Raw genomic sequence first — 19,295 nt, forward strand, 5'->3', positions numbered from 1 at the left:
CTCAGGCGTCCTCCGCGTCGATCGCGGCCTGGAGAGACTTCCGGTAGCCGTCGCTGGTGACCGTGGCGCCCGACACCGTGTCGACGTCCGCGCTCTGCGCCCGCAGCGTCTCCGCGACCAGTTTCGGGACGGCCGCCGCGGTCTGCGGATGGTCCGGCTGCCGGAGCATCCGCACCGAGGCGATCCGGTCCTTCTCGAAGGTCACCTCGACCTGGACGGGCCCCTTCTCGGTGTCCACGGTCGGGCCCGCGACGACCCGGGAGGACGCCGAGGGCGCCGAAGAGGACGTGGAGGACGTGGGACTCGGCGGCGCCGCGGGCGCCTGGGCTGCGGAGCTGTCGGGCGACGCCTCGTAGCGCCAGACCGGGATCAGGCCCGCGACGCTCAGGACCAGGACGGGCAGTGCTCGTTTCACGGTGTGCTCCTCATCCCGCCAGGCTGAAGCGTTCGAAGTGGATCTGCGGCTTGGGTACGCCCAGTTCGCGCAGGCTGCCGAGCACCGCGTTCATCATGGGCGGCGGTCCGCACAGGAAGACGTCCCGGTCCCTGACGTCCGGCACGAGGCGCGCCAGCTCGTCCGGTGCCAGTCGGTCGGGCGCGGCGGGCCCGGTCACCAGGTGCAGCTCGGCCCCCTTGGCGCGGGCCAGCTCACGCAGTTCGTCGTAGAGGACGGCGTCCCGGTCGGTGGCGACCCGGTGGACGACCACGGCGTGCCCGTGCAGCTCCTCCAGCAGCGCGCGGATGGGGGTGACGCCCACGCCGCCCGCGATGAGCAGGGCGTCCGGGCGCGTCCTGTGCAGCGCGGTGAACGCGCCGTAGGGGCCCTCGGCGAAGACCCGGGTGCCCGGCTTCAGGTGCCGCAGGGCGGCGGTTCCCTCGCCCGCGGTCTTCACGGTGAGCCGCAGGGTGCGCCCGTCCGGGGCGGCCGACAGGGAGAAGGGGTTGGCCTGCCACCAGCGGTCCCGGGTGAGGAACCGCCACAGGAAGAACTGCCCTGCCCGGGCGGGCAGTCGGTCCAGGTGGCGGCCGGTGACGTACACGGAGACGACGTGGTCGGACTCGGGGACGACGGCGCTCACGCGCAGCCGGTGGCGCAGGTTGCGCCGGACCGGCAGGACCACCCGGCCGAGGGCGACCGAGCCGAGCGAGGCGCCCCACAGGGTGTACCAGTAGGCGGTGGCCGCGGGTGACGAGGTGAACGTCGTCCCGGCCGCGACCTGGTGGGTGAAGGCCAGCACCACGGCGACGTAGGTGTACAGGTGGACGAAGTGCCAGGTCTCGTAGGACAGGCGGCGGCGGGCGTAGCGGGCCGAGACGGCGCCGACCGTGACGAGGATCGCGAGGGCGGTGATCGCGCGCAGGACGCCCTCGGTGGTCTCGGCGAGGTCGACCAGCTGGTTCACCGGATCCAGCGTCGACGACTCGGCGTAGCCGAAGGTGATGAGGACGGCGTGGGTGAGCAGCGTCCAGAGGATGCCGAAGCCGGTCCAGCGGTGCCACGAGGTGAGCCGGTCCATGCCGATACGGCGGTCCAGCCAGGGCAGCCGGGCCACCAGCAGGAGCTGGAGGGCCATCAGCAGGGCGCCGTACAGGCCGGCCAGGCGGCCCAGCACGATCAGGGCGTTGGAGGCGAATCCGGCCTGCGCGAAGAAGTACGCGACCGCGGCTACGTTCGCGGCGAGCAGGGCGCACAGGGCCGTGCGGGCCACCACCCGGGGGCGTATCGCCGTGGGGGGCGCGGGAGGTGCGTGGACGGTCGTCACGGACAGAGCTCCTCGATCGGGTCCTGGGACACCGAGCTTGGCCGTCGGAACCTGTCGATCAGCTGTCGTACGACTTTCAAGTGGTTATCGATGTGGCCACGGGGACCGTCCGCCCTCGGGGGCGGTGGGCGGGTGCAGCAGTATGAGCGGGTGGAAAAAGTACGACTCCTCGTCGTGGACGACGACCCGCCGATCGCCGATCTCGTCGCGACGGTGGCCCGCTACGAGGGCTGGGACGCGGTGACCGCGAACTCCGGCGAGGAGGCGCTGCGGCGTGCCGCCGAGTTCCGCCCCGACATCGTGGTGCTGGACCTGATGCTGCCCGACGTCGACGGGTTCGGTGTCCTGGACCGGCTGCGCGGCTCCGGGACGATGGTGCCGGTGGTGTTCCTGACCGCCCGTGACGCGGTCGCCGACCGGGTGGCGGGGCTGACCCGCGGCGGTGACGACTACCTGGTGAAACCGTTCGCGGTGGAGGAGTTGATGGCCCGGCTGCGGACCGTGCTGCGGCGCAGTACGGGGCCGGGGTTCGAGCGCTCGGTGCTGCGGGTGGCGGACCTGACGATGGACGAGGACACCCGTGAGGTGCGGCGCGGCGAGACGCTGCTCACGCTCACCCCGACCGAGTACGAGGTGCTGCGCTATCTGCTGCGCAGGTCGCCGACCGTACTGACCAAGGCGCAGATCCTCGACCACGTGTGGGCGTACGGGTTCGGGGGCCGCTCCAACGTCGTGGAGCTCGTCGTCAGCCGGCTGCGCCGCAAGGTCGACGCCGAGGGGGACCCGCTCATCCAGACCGTCCGCGGCTTCGGTTACGTGATACGGCGGGCGGCCACGTGACGGCGCTCCCGCGTCGGCCGCTGACGACGTACCGCCGGCTGCGCCTCGGCACCCGGCTCGCCCTCGGCCTCGGGGTGCTGGCCCTGATCGTGTTCGCCATCGTCGGCACCGCGCTGACGACGTACATGCGGGACTACCTGGAGCGTCAGCTCGGCGACCAGCTGAAGCTCGTGCAGGTCGTGCAGTCGAAGGACGCGGAGGCGCACGGCACCGTGCGGCGGCAGCCCTACTACGGCTGGTACACCGCGGTGTACGACGTGTCGGGCGGCGCCGCCGACCTGCGTACCCCCGCGGACGTGCCCGCCGACACCCGTGGGCTGACCGCCGTGGCCGAGGCGATGGCGGACTCGGACACCGAGGTCACCCGCACCGTGCGGATCGACGGGCAGGGCACGTACCTGCTGCGCGCCTGCGAGGTCGAGCCCGGTGTCGTCCTGGTCAGCGCGGCGCCCACCGGGGACATCGACGCCACGATCCGGCAGCTGATCACCGTGCAGGTCGTGGCGTTCGCGGTCGCGCTGCTGGCGCTGGTGGTCCTCGGCCGGCGGATGCTGCGGCGCGGGCTGAAGCCGCTGAGCGACATGGCGCACACCGCGCACGGCATCACCTCGCACGATCTGACGGAGTCGGCGGCGCGGCTGCCGTTGCGCGCCGCCGGGCGGGACGGGGGTCCGGAGGTCGAGGAGCTGCGCTCGGCGTTCAACACGATGCTGGAGCACATCGACGACTCCCTCGCGGTGCGCGCGGAGGCCGAGCAGCGGCTGCGCCGGTTCGTCGCGGACGCCTCCCACGAGCTGCGCACGCCCCTGATGTCGGTACGGGGATACGCGGACCTCTTCCAGTACGCCGCCGCCAACGCGCCCGAGGAACGCGACCGGCACCTGGCGCGGCTGCGTGCCGAGGCCGCGCGGATGGGCGTCCTGCTGGACGATCTGCTGCTGCTCGCCCGGCTGGACGCGGCGGAGGCGGAGACCCCGTTGCGCCCGGCCGACGCGGACCTGGTGGAGCTGGTCGCGCAGGCGGCGGACGCCTTCCGTGCGAGCCACCCCGACCGCCCGCTGACGGTGGCGGCCGGGCCCGGGAGTCTGCGGATGCGCGTGGATCCGCAGCGCGTCCGCCAGGTTCTCGACAACCTGCTGACGAACGCCGCCGTGCACACCCCGGCGGGTACACCGGTGTCGGTGGCCGTCTCCGTGGCCGCCGGGCAGGTCCGGGTGCGCGTGGCGGACGCGGGTCCGGGCGTCCCGGCCGCCGACCGGGAGCGGGTCTTCGACCGTTTCTACCGCGTCGACAAGGCCCGCAGCCGTGACCGCGGGGGCAGCGGTCTCGGCCTCGCGGTGGCCCGTTCCCTGGTGCGGGCGCACGGCGGCACCATCGAGCTGGGCACCGAGCCGGGCGGGACGGTGTTCACCGTGCTTCTTCCGCTCGGCCGACCGGAGCAGACGGGCCCGTGACCGAGCCGACGGCTCGACCCGGGCCGTCGATGCCACCGTTCACACCACCGCCGTCTCCGTCTCCGTCACCTCGTCCGCGATCGGGCCGGACCTGCCCGCCGCGTCCTCGTGGGCGGTTCCCGCCTTGGCGAACTGGGTCCGGTACAGCTCCGCGTAGCGGCCGTCGGCGGCCAGCAGTTCGTCGTGGGTGCCGCGCTCCACGATGCGTCCCGCCTCCACGACGAGGATGACGTCGGCGGCCCGCACCGTGGACAGCCGGTGGGCGATGACGACGGCCGTCCGCCCCTCCAGCGCCTCGGTGAGCGCCTCCTGGACGGCCGCCTCCGAGGTGTTGTCCAGGTGGGCGGTGGCCTCGTCGAGGATCACGACACGCTGGCGGGCGAGCAGCAGCCGGGCGATGGTCATGCGCTGGCGCTCACCGCCCGAGAGCCGGTAGCCGCGCTCGCCGACCACCGTGTCCAGGCCGTCGGGCAGGGACCGTACGAGGTCCTCCAGTCGGGCCCGGCGCAGCACGTCCCACAGGTCGTCCTCGGTCGCGGACGGACGGGCGAGCAGCAGGTTGTCCCGTACCGAGTCGTGGAAGAGGTGGCCGTCCTGGGTGACCATGCCGAGGGTCTCGCGCATCGACTCGGCACTCAGGTCGCGCACGTCGACGCCGCCGATGCGGACGGCGCCCTCGTCGGTGTCGTAGAGGCGGGGCAGCAGTTGGGCGATGGTGGACTTGCCGGCGCCGGACGACCCGACGAGCGCGACGGTCTGGCCGGGTTCGGCGCGGAAGGAGACGCCGTGCAGGACCTCGGCCCCGCCGCGGGTGTCGAGCGCGGCGACCTCCTCCAGCGAGGCCAGGGAGACCTTGTCGGCGGAGGGGTAGGCGAAGCGGACGTCGTCGAACTCCACGGACACCGGGCCCGCGGGGACCACACTGGCGTCCGGCTTCTCCTCGATGAGCGGGCGCAGGTCGAGGACCTCGAAGACCCGCTCGAAGCTGACGAGGGCGCTCATGACCTCCACCCGGGCCCCGGCGAGGGAGGTCAGAGGTGCGTAGAGGCGGGTGAGCAGCAGGGCGAGGGAGACGACGGCGCCCGGCTCCAGGCTGCCGCGCAGGGCGAACCAGCCGCCGAGTCCGTACACGAGCGCGAGGGCCAGGGCCGACACGAGGGTCAGCGCGGTGATGAACGCGGACTGCGCCATGGCCGTCCGCACGCCGATGTCCCGGACCCGGCCGGCCCGGGCCGCGAACTCGGCGGACTCGTCGCCGGGCCGGCCGAAGAGCTTGACGAGGGTGGCACCGGGAGCCGAGAAACGCTCGGTCATCCGGGTGCCCATCGAGGCGTTGAGGTCGGCCGCCTCGCGCTGGAGCCTGGCCATGCGGCTGCCCATGCGGCGGGCCGGGACCACGAAGACCGGGAGCAGCACCAGGGCGAGCAGGGTGATCTGCCAGGACAGGGTGAGCATCACGGCGAGGGTCAGCAGCAGCGTGACGACGTTGCTGACGACGCCGGAGAGGGTGTTGCTGAAGGCCCGTTGGGCACCGATCACGTCGTTGTTGAGTCGGCTGACGAGCGCGCCCGTACGGGTACGTGTGAAGAACGCGACCGGCATGCGCTGCACATGATCGAAGACAGCCGTGCGCAGATCGAGGATGAGTCCCTCGCCGAGCGTCGACGACAGCCAGCGGCCGACGATCCCGAACGCGGCCTCGGCCAGCGCGATGACCGCGATGAGGACGGCCAGGCGCACCACCGTGTCCTCGTCCCCGTCGGACACGATGACGTCCACGACGTGCCCGGCGAGAACCGGGGTGGCCACGGCGAGCAGGGCGGTCACCACGCTGAGCAGCACGAAGCAGGCGATGCGGCGGCGGTGCGGGCGGGCGAAGGCGGTGATGCGGCGCAGGGTCGCGCGGGCCAGGGGTCGGCGCTCCTGCTGCGCGTTCATGACGCTGTGCAACTGTGTCCAGGCTGTGGTCTCCATGCTCATGGAGGAGACGGTAGGACCTCAAGCAAGCTTGAGGTCAACCGTTCACCGGTTTCCCTCCCGTCCGGTCCGCGGTGTTCCCGCGCTTCCCGTGCGGCTGACCCGGCTCCTCCGGCCCGTTCACCCGTTCTTCGTACACCGGGCCGTACGGGGTCGGCGTACGGTTCCTCCGCGCCTTGCCCAGCGTGTCAGCCGGCGTCCTCGCGCGCGCAACCCCACGTTGGTGCGGTGTGGAAAACCTCTCCGGATGTGACTGCCGTATCCCTTCCCGAATCGCTTCCCCGACGCGTGCCGGTCCGCAAGGTCCTGTGCCTGCTTCCGATCGCCCTCGTGGTGTGGGTCTCACTGCGTCACCGCTCGGTGCTCCAGGAGGGCTTCGGGCAGCTGCGGGGCGCCGAGTGGCCGTGGCTGGCGGTGGCCGCCGCGGCGACCTGTCTCACCTGGGTGGCCGCCGCCTTCACCCGGCAGGGCGCGGTCGTCGAGCGGCTGCCCGCGCGCCGGCTGCTCGCCGCGCAGTTCGCGGCGGGCGCCGCCAACCACCTGCTGCCGACGGGGCTCGGCGCGGGCGCGGTCAACCTCCGTTTCATGACGGTGTGCGGTGTGCCGCTCCCCCGCGCCTCCGCCGCCCTCGCGCTGTATCTGCTCGCCGAGTCGGTCAGCCGCCTGGGCCTGCTGCTCGTGCTGCTCCTCGTGTTCCCGGACGCACTGCGGCCGGGGACACTCGTGCCGTCGGACGCGGTCGGCCCGCTGCTGTTCGCCGGGGCCGCGGCCGTGTGTGCCGTGGCCGCGGTGCTGCTTCTCGTGCGTCGCGTGCGGACGGCCGTCGGTTCCTTCCTGCGCACCGCGCTCGGTGAGGCGCGGTCCGTCCACGTCAGTCCCGCGCGGGCGTTCGCCCTGTGGGGCGGAGCGCTGGCGTTCCCGGTGCTCCAGGCGGCCGGACTGGCCGCGGTGGGGCGGGCGTTGGACGTGCCGGTGCCGCCCGCGCATCTGGCCGTCGCGTATCTGGCGGCGACGGTCGCCGTGGCGCTGGTGCCGGTTCCGGGCGGCATCGGTTCCGTGGAGGCGGCGCTGATCGTCACGCTCGTGGCCGCGGGGAGTCCGGCGGCCCTGGCGACGGCGGCGGTCCTCGGCTACCGCATCATCACCGTGTGGCTGCCGCTGCTCCCGGGGGCGTTGACGCTGGGCGCGCTGGTACGGCTGCGGGTGATCTGACGCCCGGAGCGGAGCGGGCGTACCGGGCGGCTCGGCGCACCCCGGGTAACCTGCCGCATCCGAGCGGGAGTCGAACGGGAAGAGGAGCGGCCGATGCCGGTACGGATCGAACGTCAGGGTCACGTCACCACCGTCGTCCTGTCCCGGCCCGAGGCCCGCAACGCGGTGGACGGTCCCACGGCCGCCGCGCTCGCCGACGCCTTCCGGGAGTTCGAGGCGGACGAGTCGGCGCGGGTGGCGGTGCTGTGGGGCGAGGGCGGTACGTTCTGCGCGGGCGCCGACCTCAAGGCGATCGGGACCACACGCGGCAACCGGGTGGCGGAGGACGGCGACGGGCCCATGGGACCCACGCGGCTGCGGCTGTCGAAGCCGGTCGTCGCGGCGGTCGCGGGGCACGCCGTCGCCGGTGGACTGGAGTTGGCGCTCTGGTGCGATCTGCGGGTGGCCGAACAGGACGCCGTCTTCGGTGTGTTCTGCCGTCGCTGGGGTGTGCCGCTCATCGACGGCGGCACCGTGCGGCTGCCCCGGCTGATCGGCACGAGCCGGGCGATGGACATGATCCTCACCGGCCGTCCGGTGCCCGCCGCGGAGGCCTACGAGATCGGTCTCGCCAACCGTCTCGTACCAACAGGTCGGGCGCGTACGGAGGCGGAGGCGCTGGCCGCGGAGATCGCCCGCTTCCCGCAGTCCTGCCTGCGCGGCGACCGTGCCTCCGTGCTCGACCAGGAGGGCCTGGACGAGCCGGCGGCGCTGCGCGGTGAACTCCGTCACGGAATGGGCGTACTGAACGAGAGCGTGGAGGGCGCCGCCCGCTTCACGGCGGGTGCGGGGAGGGGCGGTTCGTTCACCGACCTGTGAGGCGGCACCGGATCGGCGTACGGCGTCGGCGGGCACGGGGTGCGGCCGATGGCGTACGGCGTCCCCGGGTGCACGGCGGCCGGTCCGCCCGTCCGACGGCGGGAATCAAACAGGCGGACCCGAACGGGAGGGTGCCGGTCAGCCTGTCGCCTCGCAGTCGGTGTCGAGCAGCTGGATCGGCCGGGTGGCGTCCAGGTCGACGTACGCCTCGAGGGTGGCGGTGTCCGCACCGTTCTCACCGGCAGGCGCCGTCCCCCGCCCCGCCCGGCACCGCCATGACGGCCGTGCCCGGTGGCCGCGTCCGCCCCGCCCGATACCGCCGCTTCTGTCGAGGCGACCCCGACGGACAGCCCGCCGGGCAGGACCGTCACGGCGGTGCGCCCGCGTCCGTGTCGCCGTTGCGACATGTCGCCTGTTCGCCAGGCGAGGGTGCTGACAGGCCTCTGGCGTGCGCAGATTCTGTCGTACAGCACCTGACTTCGTGCTGTACGAAAGGTTGTTGACTGATGGCATGGATCCGCTTGTCGGCGGCGATATCGACCGTGCTGGTGGTGACGTTGGGCAGTGTGTCGCCCGCCTCGTCCAGCACGGAGGCGGACGGGACAAGGGAGTTCACCGGCACCGGCCAGAAGGCGGCGTCCGCCACCGTGCGGTTGCTGACCGGCGACCGGGTGACCGTGACGTCCGTGCCCGGAGGACGCCGCACCGCGTCGGTGCGGCCGGGCCCGGGACGCGAACACGTCTCCTTCCGCACCCTTGAGGGAGACGACAAGGCACTGACCGTGCTGCCCTCGGACGCCGAGGCACTGGTGACCGGAGGCGCCCTGGACCGCCGCCTCTTCGACGTGACGGGACTGATCGCCCAGAAGTACGACGAGGCCCACTCGTCCGCGCTGCCGCTGATCGTCTCCTCACAGCCGTCCGCGGACGGCACCGCACGCACGGCGCGGGAGTCGAGGTCCGCCGCCGCGACGGCGGACCGGCTCACGGCGCTGAACGCCCCGGCCGGCCACGCGCGCACCCTGAGCAGCATCGACGCGCGGTCCGTGCGGATCGCCGGCAAGGACCTGGGCCGGTTCTGGAAGACGCTGAACGCCCCCGAGGGGACGGACAGCGCCCGAGCGGCCCTCGCTCCGCACGTCTTCCTGGACGGCAGGGTGAGGGCCGTACTGGACCGCAGCACGGCGCAGATCAACGCGCCGGCCGCGTGGAAGGCGGGGTACGAGGGCCAGGGCGTCAAGGTGGCCGTCCTGGACACCGGTGTCGACGCGAACCACCCCGACCTGGCCGGACGCATCGCGGAGGCCAGGAACTTCTCCACCAGCGCGGGCACGAACGACATGTTCGGCCACGGCACGCACGTCGCCTCGACCGTGGGCGGCACCGGTGCCGCGTCCTCGGGGACCCGGCGGGGTGTCGCGCCGCGGGCCGACCTGCTGATCGGCAAGGTGCTGGGGGACGACGGCTACGGCAGCGAGTCCGCTGTCGTCGACGGCATGGAGTGGGCCGCCGGTCAGCACGCCGAGGTCGTCAACATGAGCCTCGGCTCGGAGAGCCCGAGCGACGGCACCGATCCGATGAGCCGTGCCGTGAACACCCTGAGCGCCTCGACCGGCACGCTGTTCGTCGTCGCCGCCGGCAACGCGGGCGAAGGGGGTCCGGCCACGATCGGCTCCCCCGGCGCCGCCGACGCCGCCCTCACCGTCGGTGCCGTGGACCGCGACGACTCCCTCGCACCTTTCTCCAGCCGAGGTCCACGTTCCGGTGACGGCGCGGCCAAGCCCGACGTGACCGCCCCCGGCGTCGACATCGTCGCCGCCCGCGCGGCAGGCACCGCCATGGGCAAGCCCGTTGACGCCAACTACACGGCGTCGTCCGGCACTTCGATGGCGACTCCGCACGTGGCGGGCGCCGCCGCGCTGCTCGCGCAACAGCACCCGGACTGGAAGGCGCAGCAGCTCAAGGACGCCCTGGTCAGCACCTCCCACACGGTGCCCGGGACCAAGGTGACCGAACAGGGCGGGGGTCGCGTCGACCTGGCCACCGCCATGGGTCCGGTGACCGCCACCGGTTCCCTCACCCTGCCGACCCTCCGGGCCGGCGACCAGGACCGGACGGACGCGGGCACCGTCCACTACGCCAACACCGGTGACCGGCCGCTGACACTGACCCTGGCGGTCCGGTTGGCCACCCCCGCCGGACGCGCGCTCCCCGAGGGTGCCGTCCGTCTCGGTTCCGGCACCGCGGAACTGGCGCCCGGCGCGAGGACCGAGGTCCCGCTGCGGGTCGACGCTTCGAAGGCCGTCCGCGGCGAGTACTACGGGTACGTCACCGCCACCTCGGCCGACGGCACCGTCGTGGCCCACACGACGCTGGCCCTCGTGGTCAGGGGCAAGCAGCACCGGCTGACCGTCGTCTACCGCGGCCGTGACGGACGTATCGTGCCCGGCGCACTGCCGAACATCTGGGGCGGCAGCGAGGGGAACGGCTTCGTGACCTACACGGACCGGGACGCCGCCGTCGCCGTCGTCGAGGAGGGCACCTACCACCTCACGTACAGCTTCTACGACGAGAACGCCGACGGTGCCGAGGTCGGTGAGATCGTCAGCCCCGACGTGAAGGTCACCGAGGACACGACGGTGACACTGGACGCCTCGGACGTGACCGAGGTGAAGATCCGCACGCCCCGCCCGGCCGAACAGCGAGGTGTGCTCGGTGACACCTTCTACCGCCGGATCGACGGACGCGGGCTGATCCAGGGCCACTTGATGTTCGACCTCGTCAAGCACCTGTACGTGAGCCGCGTCGCCCCGGTCACCGACGGCACGTTCGAGTTCCACTCCCGCTGGCAGATGGTCGCCCCGCAGCTGCAGGCGCGTATGCCCGGCGACTCGCCGGCCCTGACTCCCTACTACGAACCGGAGTCCGCCGTCTTCGACGACCGGGGCGCGCACCTGGCCGCCGCGGACGCCGGCACCGCCGAGGCACCCGCGTTCCGCGGCACGCGCGGAAAACTGGCCGTCATACGCGTCCAGTCGATCGCCGAGAACACCAGGGAGCTGGCACGCAAGGCCCATTTGGCGGGCGCCGAGGCGCTGTTGATGGTGTGGCCGGAGAACGAGCTCCCCTGGACCAGGTGGCGTCCGGACGGCCCGCGAACGGCCGTGCCGCTCATGCGCATCTCGTACACGCAGGGTTCGGCCCTGCTGAAGCGGGTGCGTGAGCGCACCACGACGGTGGACTTCTCCGGAACGGTACGCAGCCCCTACCTGTACGACGTGGCGCAGGTCTCGAAGGGAGAGATTCCCGCGAACCTGGTGCACACCGTCTCCAAGCGCAACAGCACTGTCGTACAGGCCACTTACACCCGCACGGGCGAGTCGGCCTGGGCGAGCGAGCAGCGCTTCGGGTGGCGGCCGTACCAGGAGACCGCCTGGAACCAGCACAGCCGGTACGTACCGGTGGGGATGACCCGCACCGAGTACGTCAGCAGCGGGGACACGCTGTGGAAGCACACCGTGCACCACGACATCACCGATCAGCCCGACGACGTGCTACGCCTCGGCATGCAGGACCGTCCCCACACCTACCGGGCCGGCGGAACCGCGACGGAGCGGTGGTTCGGGGCCGTGGTGCGGCCGTCGATCCCGCGTGAGGCGGCCTGGCCGTCGGTCCGCGAGGGCGACACCCTGTCCGTGTTCGTCCCCGAGTTCACCGACTCCGGCGCCGTCCACTACTCGGTGGCCGAGGCCCCTTACTTCGGCAAGGCCGACCTGGCCACGGCACGGCTGTACCGCGACGGCCGGCAGATCGCCGAGTCGGGCATCGGCGCGTGGGGTGACATCGAGGTCCCCGCCGGCGACGCCGCGTACCGGCTGGACCTCACCACCGGCCGCGACTCGGGCGACTGGGCCTTCGGTACGAGGACCCACACCTCGTGGGCGTTCCGGTCGGACACCACGGCGCAGAAGTCCCGGCTGCCGCTGCTCCAGGTGGACTACGACGTACCGGTCGACGCGCGGAACGCGGTGAGCCGGGCGAAGACGCACAGTCTGGAGCTCGCCGTGCGCATGCAGGACGGCATGGCGTCGCCACAGGGCGTCAAGGTCCAGGTGGAGGCGTCCTACGACGACGGGCGGACCTGGGTCGTCGCCACGACGACTCGCAAGGGCCACGGCTTCACCTCCGCCGTGGAGCGTCCGTCCCGCGTGCGCGGTGACGCGTACGTGACGCTGCGCGTGACCGCCAAGGACGCCGACGGCAACTCCGTCGAGCAGCGGGTGGACCGCGCCTACCTGCATCCCGGCACGCGCTGACAGTCGCGGCTCTCCCTCTCCGGCAACGGGTGAGGGAGAGCCCGGGATCAGCCGTCACGGCGTCGTCCCCGGGCCGAGGGCCCGGGGACGACGCCGTGACTCGTGCGGGCGGTCGTCGCGTCAGCGGCCGGGGGCTCGCTGCGTGATCTCCTGAAGGATCCAGCCGTTGCCGTCGGGGTCACTGAACGTGGCGTAGGAGCCGTAGGAGGCGCCGTCGGGGTGCCGGCCGGCGAGACGGCCCTGGCCGGGTACGTCATGGGTGACGGTCCCCTTCGCGTGACCGTGGAACAGGAGCCCCTTGTCGTCATGGAACACCTCGCTCACCTCGACGCCTCGCTCCAGGAGCCCCTGACGGGCCGCCTCGACGTCGGTGACGGCGAGGTACAGACCCTGCGTGGAGCCGGGCTCGGCGGAGGTGAGGCCCTTGCCGAAGATGATCGACGTCTCCGACCCGGGGGGCGTGAGGTGGACCGCGCGCCACTCGGGGACCGGAGCGCGGTCGAGGTCGAGGCGGAAGCCGGCCCTCTCGTAGAAGGCCTTGGCGCGGTCGACATCGGATACGGGCAGGACGAGGAGTTCGAGCTTCAGCTTCATGTCTTCTCTCAGGTTCCGTGAGGTCGATGACCGGGGCGGGGATCGTCACCGGCTCGACTGGTGCCGAGCGTGCACCCTGAAGCGTCACCTGTCAAGGCGGTGACGCAGTGACCGAGGCGTCTGCGGAGGCGGTGCGGGACCACAGAACGGCCATCCCTCCAGGTCAGACACTTGAAGAAGGCCGACCAAGATCCAGAAGTGCCGGAAGATCGGACAGATCAGCCAAGCGACGGCGGCGACCGCCGCACGGGCGCCCGCGACACGACACCGTGACCGATCGCCACCACGGAGCACATCGAGCAGAGGTCCACCCGACGCCATCCCGCACCCCAAGTGCACCTACAGACAGGACAGTTCGACCGAACAGGACGAAGAAAGTGCCGCAACGGGCGGCCTGCGACGACTCGACGGCGACCATCCCCGACCGGGCAGCCCTTGCCAACTCCAAGATAGGAGCATATGCTCGTATCACGAACTGAGGCACCGCGCCTCCCTTCCCCTTCCACCTGCCCCCTCTCCAAAGGTCACGCCATGACTACTGCTGAGCGCGAGCACACGCTTCCCGCCACGGCAGAGCAAGCTCCGAAATCGAGCCAGGGCCCCCGCCGACCGCCTCTGAAGGCATGGCTCCAGCCGCTCCTGATCTCGCTCGTCGTCGTGGCGGCCTTCATCGCGTCCTACGTGGGCCTCCAGCGCGATCCACAGCCACACCACGTGCCCATCGCCGTCACCGGCCCCAGCCTGCCGGGCGAGGTGCAGAAGGCACTCGGCGGCGCCGTCGAGGTCCACCCCGCCGCGGACGCCGCGACGGCACGGGCCGCCCTGGAACACCACGACGTCGTGGCGGTCCTCGGCGCCGACACCCCCGACCACCTGAACCTGCAGATCACCGGGGCCGCCGGCAACTCCACCACCTCGGCCGTCAGTCACCTGGTCGGCGCGTACGCCCACGGGACCGGCGCACAGTTCACCACCGAGGACGTCGTCCCGCTGGTCCACCACGACGCGCGGGGCCTCGCCGGGTTCTACGTGGCCTTCGGCGTCTCCCTGGCCGGTTTCGTCCTCGGCTCGAACGTCCTGGGCCTGGCCGCCGCGATGCGCCTGCGCCATCGGATCTACCTGCTGGCCGGCGCCTCGGCCGCCGTGGGTGTCGTCGGCGCGATCCTGGTCGGCCCGGTCCTGGGCGCCGCCCCGGCACCCCTGATCCCCCTCATGTTCGTCCTGGCCCTGCTGGCGGCCTCGGCGGCGTTCACCACGACCCTGCTGGGAACCGTGCTCGGTCCGATCGGCCTGCCGATCACCACGCTGCTCCTGCTGACGGTCGGCAATGCCACCAGCGGCGCGGTCATCGGCGCCGACCTGCTGCCCGCCGGGGCCCGGGCGATCTCCGCGCTACTGCCGCCCGGCGCCGCCGTCCGCGCCATCGCCGACCTGAGCTACTACGGCGGCGCACACCTGGTCACCCCAGTGCTCACGCTGGCCGCCTGGGCGGTCGTCGCCGGGACCGCGCTGGCCCTGCGTCCCCGCCTGAAGGGACGCCGCACCGCGGCCGCCGCCTGACCGTCATACAGACCCCTCAATGTCGCCGCCCCGCCGGGAGAAACCCGGCGGGGCGGCGACATTGCTCCGCACCACCCTCCGTGCGTCACCTCCTTGACAGGTGACGCACGAGATTGCCACTATGTGGTCACCGGTCGAGCGGGTGACGCAAGGAAGCGTCCCGCCGAGAGGTTCACCGACGTACGGGTCTCCCCCGCGTCCCCGTCTTTCGAAGAGGATTCGTCATGCCGAACTACACCGCCCACGTGAAGGTCACCGGCGAAGGCCGCAACGGCGGGCGCGCCCGGTCCGACGACGGCCTGCTGGAGACCGACCTGGCGCTGCCGAAGGAACTGGGCGGGGCCGGTACGGCGACCAATCCCGAGCAGCTGTTCGCGGCCGGCTGGGCGGCCTGCTTCCTGGGCGCGGTCCGGATCGCGGCGGCCGAGCGCAAGATCCGTCTGGCCGGCACCGAGATCGACACCGACATGACGCTGAACCACGGCGACGAAGGTTTCTCCCTGGCCGCCGTCCTCAACCTCCAGGTCGGCGGTGTGACCCAGGAGCAGGCCACCGAACTCGCCGAGGCCGCCCACCAGATCTGCCCGTACTCGAAGGCGATCCGCGGCAACATACCCGTCACCATCAACGCCGTCGCCGTCTGACCCCACCGGGCCGGCGCAATCGGCCCCTCCCCCGCCCCGCAGGCCCCGCACACGCACCCCGCGCGTGCGGGGCCTGCGCGTGGCCGTGCACCAGGACGCCGACCCTCACGCCTCTTGCCCCGAGCGGACACAGGGGCGACTCCGGCCCTGCCGACAGCAAGAGACCGCCCCACCGACCGCGGTGGGGCGGCCTCTGCCGCTCGATTCCGTGTTGCCGCGCCAACCCTGTCGTCCCGCGGGCTCCTTGGTGGAATCAGTTCCTGAATTCCGTGGACGGGTCTTCGTCCTGGCCCGCGGGCCGGTCCTCGCCCCGGGACTCGGGTCGGCCCTCACCGTGGGACCGGAGCCGGCCCTTGTTGTCCTGGGACTCGGGTCGGTCCTTGTCCTGGGCGGGGTCGTCCGAGAGCCACCGGGGGTGCAGTCGAGCGGCCCAGGCGCGGTCGACGTATCCGGTCCGCATTCCCTGCAAGGCCCCGGGGTCCGCCCGCGCCTTCCGCATGTGCGCGAGGACGACAAACGTGATCGCCCAGGCGACGACATCGTGCACGAAGATCGCGCTGGTGCGGGAGATGAACGGCAGGAAGCCCATGAACCACATCAGCAGTCCGGTGAGCAGCATGACCAGGACGGCACCGGCGATCCAGCCCGCGTAGAGCTTCTGCCCGGCGTTGAACTTGCCGGCCGGCCGCGCGCCGGGGGACATCAGCCGGTGGCGGGCGGCGCGCAGCCACTGCCTGTCGTACTCGGCGAAGCGGTTGAGCCGACGCAGGTCCGCCCGCAGCTCGGTCGAGAAGAGTCCGAGCAGCACCGGGACGGGGATGAGGATCCCCGACCACTTGTGCACGGTGGACACCAGGTAACGCTGGCCCACGAGTTGGGCGAGGGGCCCGATGTAGAGGCAAGCGGCCGTCAGCAGGCAGACGAGCACCAGCCAGCCGGTCGTGCGGTGCACCAGGCGCTCGGCGCGGCTGAAGCGCCGGACCCTCCCGGAGGCGTCAGGCCGCGGCTTTGCCCCTGTCGGCCCCGTCGAGCCAACCGTCGACGTCATATCCGCGTTCCTCCCAGTAACCGGGTTCCACCTTGCTGGTGACCGTGATGCCCGACAGCCACTTGGCCGACTTGTAGAAGTACATCGGCGCGACGAAGAGGCGGACCGGCCCGCCGTGGGCGTGCGTGATCGGCTTGTCCTGCATGTCCAGCGCGACCAACACATCGGCCCGGCGGGCCTGTTCGAGGGTGAGGCTCTCGGTGTAGGCGCCGTCGAAGCACGTGAAGTGGACGGCCGTGCCCTTGGCGCGCACCCCCGCGGCGTCCAGGAGGTCCGACAACTTCACGCCGCTGAAGGGCGTGTCGTCCACGCGCCACCCGTCGGTGCACAGCACGTCGGCGACGACCCGGGTCTGCGGCATCGCGCGCAGCTCATCGAGGGTGTAGGTCTTCGGCCGGTCCACCAGGCCGCCGATGGTCAGCTCGTAGTCCGTCGCGTCCTTGTGCGGGACCGACGTGACGACGCTGAAGTACCGGAAACCGCCCGGGTTGGGCAGGAGGCCGGTGAGGCCGGTCGGGTCGGCCTGGGAGGAGGACGCGAGGAACCGCTCCCAGCCGTTCTGCAGATAGGGGGCACCGGCGAGGCCGGCGGCACCCGCGGCGAACATGCCGAGCATGGCCCGGCGCGCGATCGGCGCTCCGTCGGCCGGACGTTTCGACTTCCCAGTCATGACCAACAGTCCTTCGCCTCGCGGCGATCGCGGCGCATACGTGGCCACCGTGCCGGCCGTGGGTGTGCGCGGGTTCGTACGGCGGGGGTGCCGGGCAGCGCCCGATCCGGCTGCCCTGACACCGACGGCGAGCGGACGTCCGCCGCTCGTTGCCGACGTCGACAGCAGACTCCGTCGACAGCGACTCGTCACCCCCTGAAGTGGTGTACGCATGCTGCCACGCTGATTCGTCACCAGTCAATGCGGTGACAGTGTGCCCACCGTCACCCGAGCCGTAGGCACTGGTGCCGGGTTCGCGGGTTACGGACGGACGGTCTGAGCCCCGAGTTGTCGTCCCAACGGCTCATCGGTGAGTCGCCCGACGCGATGCAATTGGTCACCGTATCGACAGGTGACCGACGCACAGTGCAGCCATCTCGGGGCCGACAGCGCGTAGGGGAGGTCGGGAGAAGTGAACCCCTTACGGGGAACTGCGAGCCCGGAGCGTTCCGCACCGCGTCGCAGTCCCCTGCTGTCCACATACGGGCCGGAAGGCCCGCTCGGGTCGATCAGGCGAAGACGACGTCGTCGATGTCGATCGTGACGAGCTCGATGTCCCGGATCGGGGCGCCGTCCTCACCGATCGGATAGACGCGCCGCTTGGTCGGAACCATGATCCCGCCGAACTCCTTGTAGTCGAAGCTGTAGTGCGCGGCCGGCCCGGAGTTGAGAACCTCGGCGGTGTAATCGTGTCGGCGCAGCAGCCCGGCCTCGTCGAAGTAAAAGACCTGCTCCTTGGAGTGCGTGGCGATGTTGTCGGGGAAGGTCACCTTGAGCCGCCGCAAGGTGGCGCCCCCCTCGGTCACGGGCGCCAGCTCCTCGGTCTTGAACTCGGGCGAGGCGAAGGTGAACGGGCTGGTCAGATAGGTCCACATCGCGTAGCCGGCGAAGTAGGCGAGGTGCAGGTCGTCCCACTGGCTCTCCAGGGTGTGGCCGGCGAAGGACGCGCGCGGGTCGAGCCGCTCGGCCTGCACCTCACCCCGGTCGTTCTCCACGGCCACGCGCTGGGCCGTGAAGGACGTGCGCAGGTCGGGCGCGGTGAAGGGGCTGTGGCTGGCGTACTGCTCACGGGGGTCGAGACCGACCCGCACGGTGGCCGAGTCGAGGATTCCGCTCTTCCCCTTGAGTCCCCACAGGCCGCCGCCGGTACGGAAGGCGACCGTGGCCTTGCGGTACGCCCTGTACCGGTCCAGGCCTCCGTGGGCGTCGATGACAGTGGTGGTGAGGTCGGTCATGGGGTCCTCATTCGCAGTGGAGTGTCCGTTCCGGACTGACGACTCGACCATAACGACCGGTCGTCTTAAAAGCAACGGACTCCCGGTCGCCGGGGGCGTGACACGGCCCACGCCGGGCCACGAGCAGGGCAAAAATCGCCCATCTGGCACGTCACAGCGATGGCGACGGCGTGAGCGAGCAGCGATACGGACGGCCACTCCTCGGGTGCCGCGACAGCGAGTGGTAACCTAAGACGATCGACCATCTTGCAAGGAGGCGTCATCGTGGCTCGGGCCAGTTTGCGCGAAAACATCATCGAGGCAGCCGTCGACCGCTTCCATTCGCACGGGTACGCGGCGACGGGGGTGAAGGACATCACCGATGCCGCCGGCGCCCCCAAGGGGTCCTTCTACAACCACTTCGAGAGCAAGGAAGCGTTGGCCGTCGTGGCGCTGGAGCGCTACGGCGCCAGTCGCCGGCTGGACATGCTGACCGACGACTCGGTGGCCCCCCTCGCCCGGGTGCGCCGGCACTTCGAGTTCCTCCGCGACGAGAACCTGGAGGCCGGTTTCGCCCGCGGCTGCATGGTCGGTGACATGGCGGTCGAGGTGGCCGACCACAGCGAGGCCGTGCGGGCCAGCGCGTTCGAGAGCTTCACCTACTGGCGCGAGGCGCTCGCGGTGGCCATCCTCGACGCCCAGGAGGCGGGCGAGGTGTCCAAGGCGCAGGACGCCGCCACCCTGGCAGCCTTCGTGCTCAACGCGTGGGAAGGCACCCTGATCGCCACCAGGACCGACCGCTCGGCGAAGCCGTTCGAGTCCTTCTTCACGATCGTCTTCGGCGTCGTCCTGCGCTAAGGCCTGCCGTTCGAGCTGGTGGTCCTGGTGCTCGGCACCGGACGGCTCGGATCAGGCCTGGCGGACGGACCGCGAGTCCCGAACGCAAGCGGCATCCACCGGGGAACGGATGCCGCTTCCGTTCGGGACTTTTCGCCATCCGCTCCCCCGCCGCCGTCCCGGGGTGCCTTCACACTGGAAGCTCCCGGCCCCACCGCGGGTCTACGGACCTGGCGTGGGACGACGTCGTATGTTCCCGGCGGACGCGT

Annotated in this window: 15 protein-coding genes; 8 read left to right on the forward strand and 7 right to left on the reverse strand. The window is 71.7% G+C overall.

Annotation, left to right across the window (positions count from 1 at the left end; genetic code table 11):
• Position 1: 1 nt before the first annotated feature.
• Both ACFYQQ_RS30875 and ACFYQQ_RS30880 read right to left on the reverse strand, forming a co-directional pair.
• Positions 2 to 415 carry an FMN-binding protein gene (locus ACFYQQ_RS30875; protein WP_355779867.1) on the reverse strand — a complete coding sequence of 138 codons (414 nt, stop codon included), beginning with the start codon at positions 413 to 415 and terminating at the stop codon, positions 2 to 4.
• 10 nt (positions 416 to 425) lie between these two features.
• Positions 426 to 1,763, reverse strand: coding sequence for a ferredoxin reductase family protein (locus ACFYQQ_RS30880; protein WP_355779870.1), 1,338 nt, complete (start codon positions 1,761 to 1,763; stop codon positions 426 to 428).
• Between the two features lie 90 nt (positions 1,764 to 1,853).
• On the opposite strand from ACFYQQ_RS30880, the gene ACFYQQ_RS30885 reads away from it, so the two are divergent.
• Both ACFYQQ_RS30885 and ACFYQQ_RS30890 read left to right on the forward strand, forming a co-directional pair.
• The gene (locus ACFYQQ_RS30885) at positions 1,854 to 2,603 is read left to right on the forward strand and encodes a response regulator transcription factor (RefSeq protein WP_355779873.1); all 750 of its coding nucleotides are present in this window, start codon (positions 1,854 to 1,856) and stop codon (positions 2,601 to 2,603) included.
• Positions 2,600 to 4,057 carry a HAMP domain-containing sensor histidine kinase gene (locus tag ACFYQQ_RS30890; RefSeq protein ID WP_355779876.1) on the forward strand — a complete coding sequence of 486 codons (1,458 nt, stop codon included), beginning with the start codon at positions 2,600 to 2,602 and terminating at the stop codon, positions 4,055 to 4,057. The genes ACFYQQ_RS30885 and ACFYQQ_RS30890 overlap by 4 nt, the downstream gene beginning before the upstream one ends.
• Positions 4,058 to 4,096: 39 nt before the next feature.
• On the opposite strand, the gene ACFYQQ_RS30895 is transcribed toward ACFYQQ_RS30890, so the two are convergent.
• A complete protein-coding gene (locus ACFYQQ_RS30895; RefSeq protein WP_355779890.1) occupies positions 4,097 to 6,031 on the reverse strand; it encodes an ABC transporter ATP-binding protein in 1,935 nt (644 codons plus the stop codon).
• Positions 6,032 to 6,283: 252 nt separating this feature from the next.
• On the opposite strand from ACFYQQ_RS30895, the gene ACFYQQ_RS30900 reads away from it, so the two are divergent.
• From ACFYQQ_RS30900 to ACFYQQ_RS30910, 3 genes are all read left to right on the forward strand, one after another.
• A complete protein-coding gene (locus ACFYQQ_RS30900; protein WP_356165172.1) occupies positions 6,284 to 7,246 on the forward strand; it encodes a lysylphosphatidylglycerol synthase transmembrane domain-containing protein in 963 nt (320 codons plus the stop codon).
• Between the two features lie 93 nt (positions 7,247 to 7,339).
• Entirely contained in the window at positions 7,340 to 8,104 is a 765-nt protein-coding gene (locus tag ACFYQQ_RS30905) for a crotonase/enoyl-CoA hydratase family protein (protein WP_355784688.1), read from the forward strand.
• A 506-nt stretch (positions 8,105 to 8,610) separates the two neighbouring features.
• Entirely contained in the window at positions 8,611 to 12,420 is a 3,810-nt protein-coding gene (locus ACFYQQ_RS30910) for a S8 family serine peptidase (RefSeq protein ID WP_388905954.1), read from the forward strand.
• Between the two features lie 120 nt (positions 12,421 to 12,540).
• Here the strand turns inward: ACFYQQ_RS30910 and ACFYQQ_RS30915 are convergent, their stop codons facing one another.
• The gene (locus ACFYQQ_RS30915; RefSeq protein ID WP_355794439.1) at positions 12,541 to 13,014 is read right to left on the reverse strand and encodes a VOC family protein; all 474 of its coding nucleotides are present in this window, start codon (positions 13,012 to 13,014) and stop codon (positions 12,541 to 12,543) included.
• Positions 13,015 to 13,545: 531 nt separating this feature from the next.
• Here ACFYQQ_RS30915 and ACFYQQ_RS30920 point away from each other — a divergent pair.
• Together ACFYQQ_RS30920 and ACFYQQ_RS30925 are read left to right on the forward strand one after the other, a co-directional pair.
• Positions 13,546 to 14,574, forward strand: a complete 1,029-nt coding sequence (locus ACFYQQ_RS30920; RefSeq protein WP_388905958.1) for a hypothetical protein — start codon at positions 13,546 to 13,548, stop codon at positions 14,572 to 14,574.
• Positions 14,575 to 14,798: 224 nt separating this feature from the next.
• On the forward strand, positions 14,799 to 15,218 hold the full coding sequence (locus ACFYQQ_RS30925) for an organic hydroperoxide resistance protein (protein ID WP_355792617.1): 420 nt from the start codon (positions 14,799 to 14,801) through the stop codon (positions 15,216 to 15,218).
• A gap of 253 nt (positions 15,219 to 15,471) precedes the next feature.
• On the opposite strand, the gene ACFYQQ_RS30930 is transcribed toward ACFYQQ_RS30925, so the two are convergent.
• The 3 genes from ACFYQQ_RS30930 to ACFYQQ_RS30940 form a co-directional block, all read right to left on the reverse strand.
• On the reverse strand, positions 15,472 to 16,266 hold the full coding sequence (locus ACFYQQ_RS30930; RefSeq protein ID WP_356165162.1) for a cytochrome b/b6 domain-containing protein: 795 nt from the start codon (positions 16,264 to 16,266) through the stop codon (positions 15,472 to 15,474).
• Positions 16,214 to 16,936, reverse strand: a complete 723-nt coding sequence (locus ACFYQQ_RS30935) for a molybdopterin-dependent oxidoreductase (protein ID WP_356165159.1) — start codon at positions 16,934 to 16,936, stop codon at positions 16,214 to 16,216. The genes ACFYQQ_RS30930 and ACFYQQ_RS30935 overlap by 53 nt, the downstream gene beginning before the upstream one ends.
• Before the next feature lie 548 nt (positions 16,937 to 17,484).
• Entirely contained in the window at positions 17,485 to 18,210 is a 726-nt protein-coding gene (locus tag ACFYQQ_RS30940; protein ID WP_355793916.1) for a hypothetical protein, read from the reverse strand.
• A gap of 264 nt (positions 18,211 to 18,474) precedes the next feature.
• Here ACFYQQ_RS30940 and ACFYQQ_RS30945 point away from each other — a divergent pair, with 264 nt between their 5' ends.
• Entirely contained in the window at positions 18,475 to 19,047 is a 573-nt protein-coding gene (locus ACFYQQ_RS30945; protein ID WP_355793915.1) for a TetR family transcriptional regulator C-terminal domain-containing protein, read from the forward strand.
• The last annotated feature ends 248 nt before the right edge of the window (positions 19,048 to 19,295 follow it).

The sequence above is a fragment of the Streptomyces sp. NPDC005496 genome (genome assembly GCF_042872045.1).
Lineage (GTDB): Bacteria > Actinomycetota > Actinomycetes > Streptomycetales > Streptomycetaceae > Streptomyces.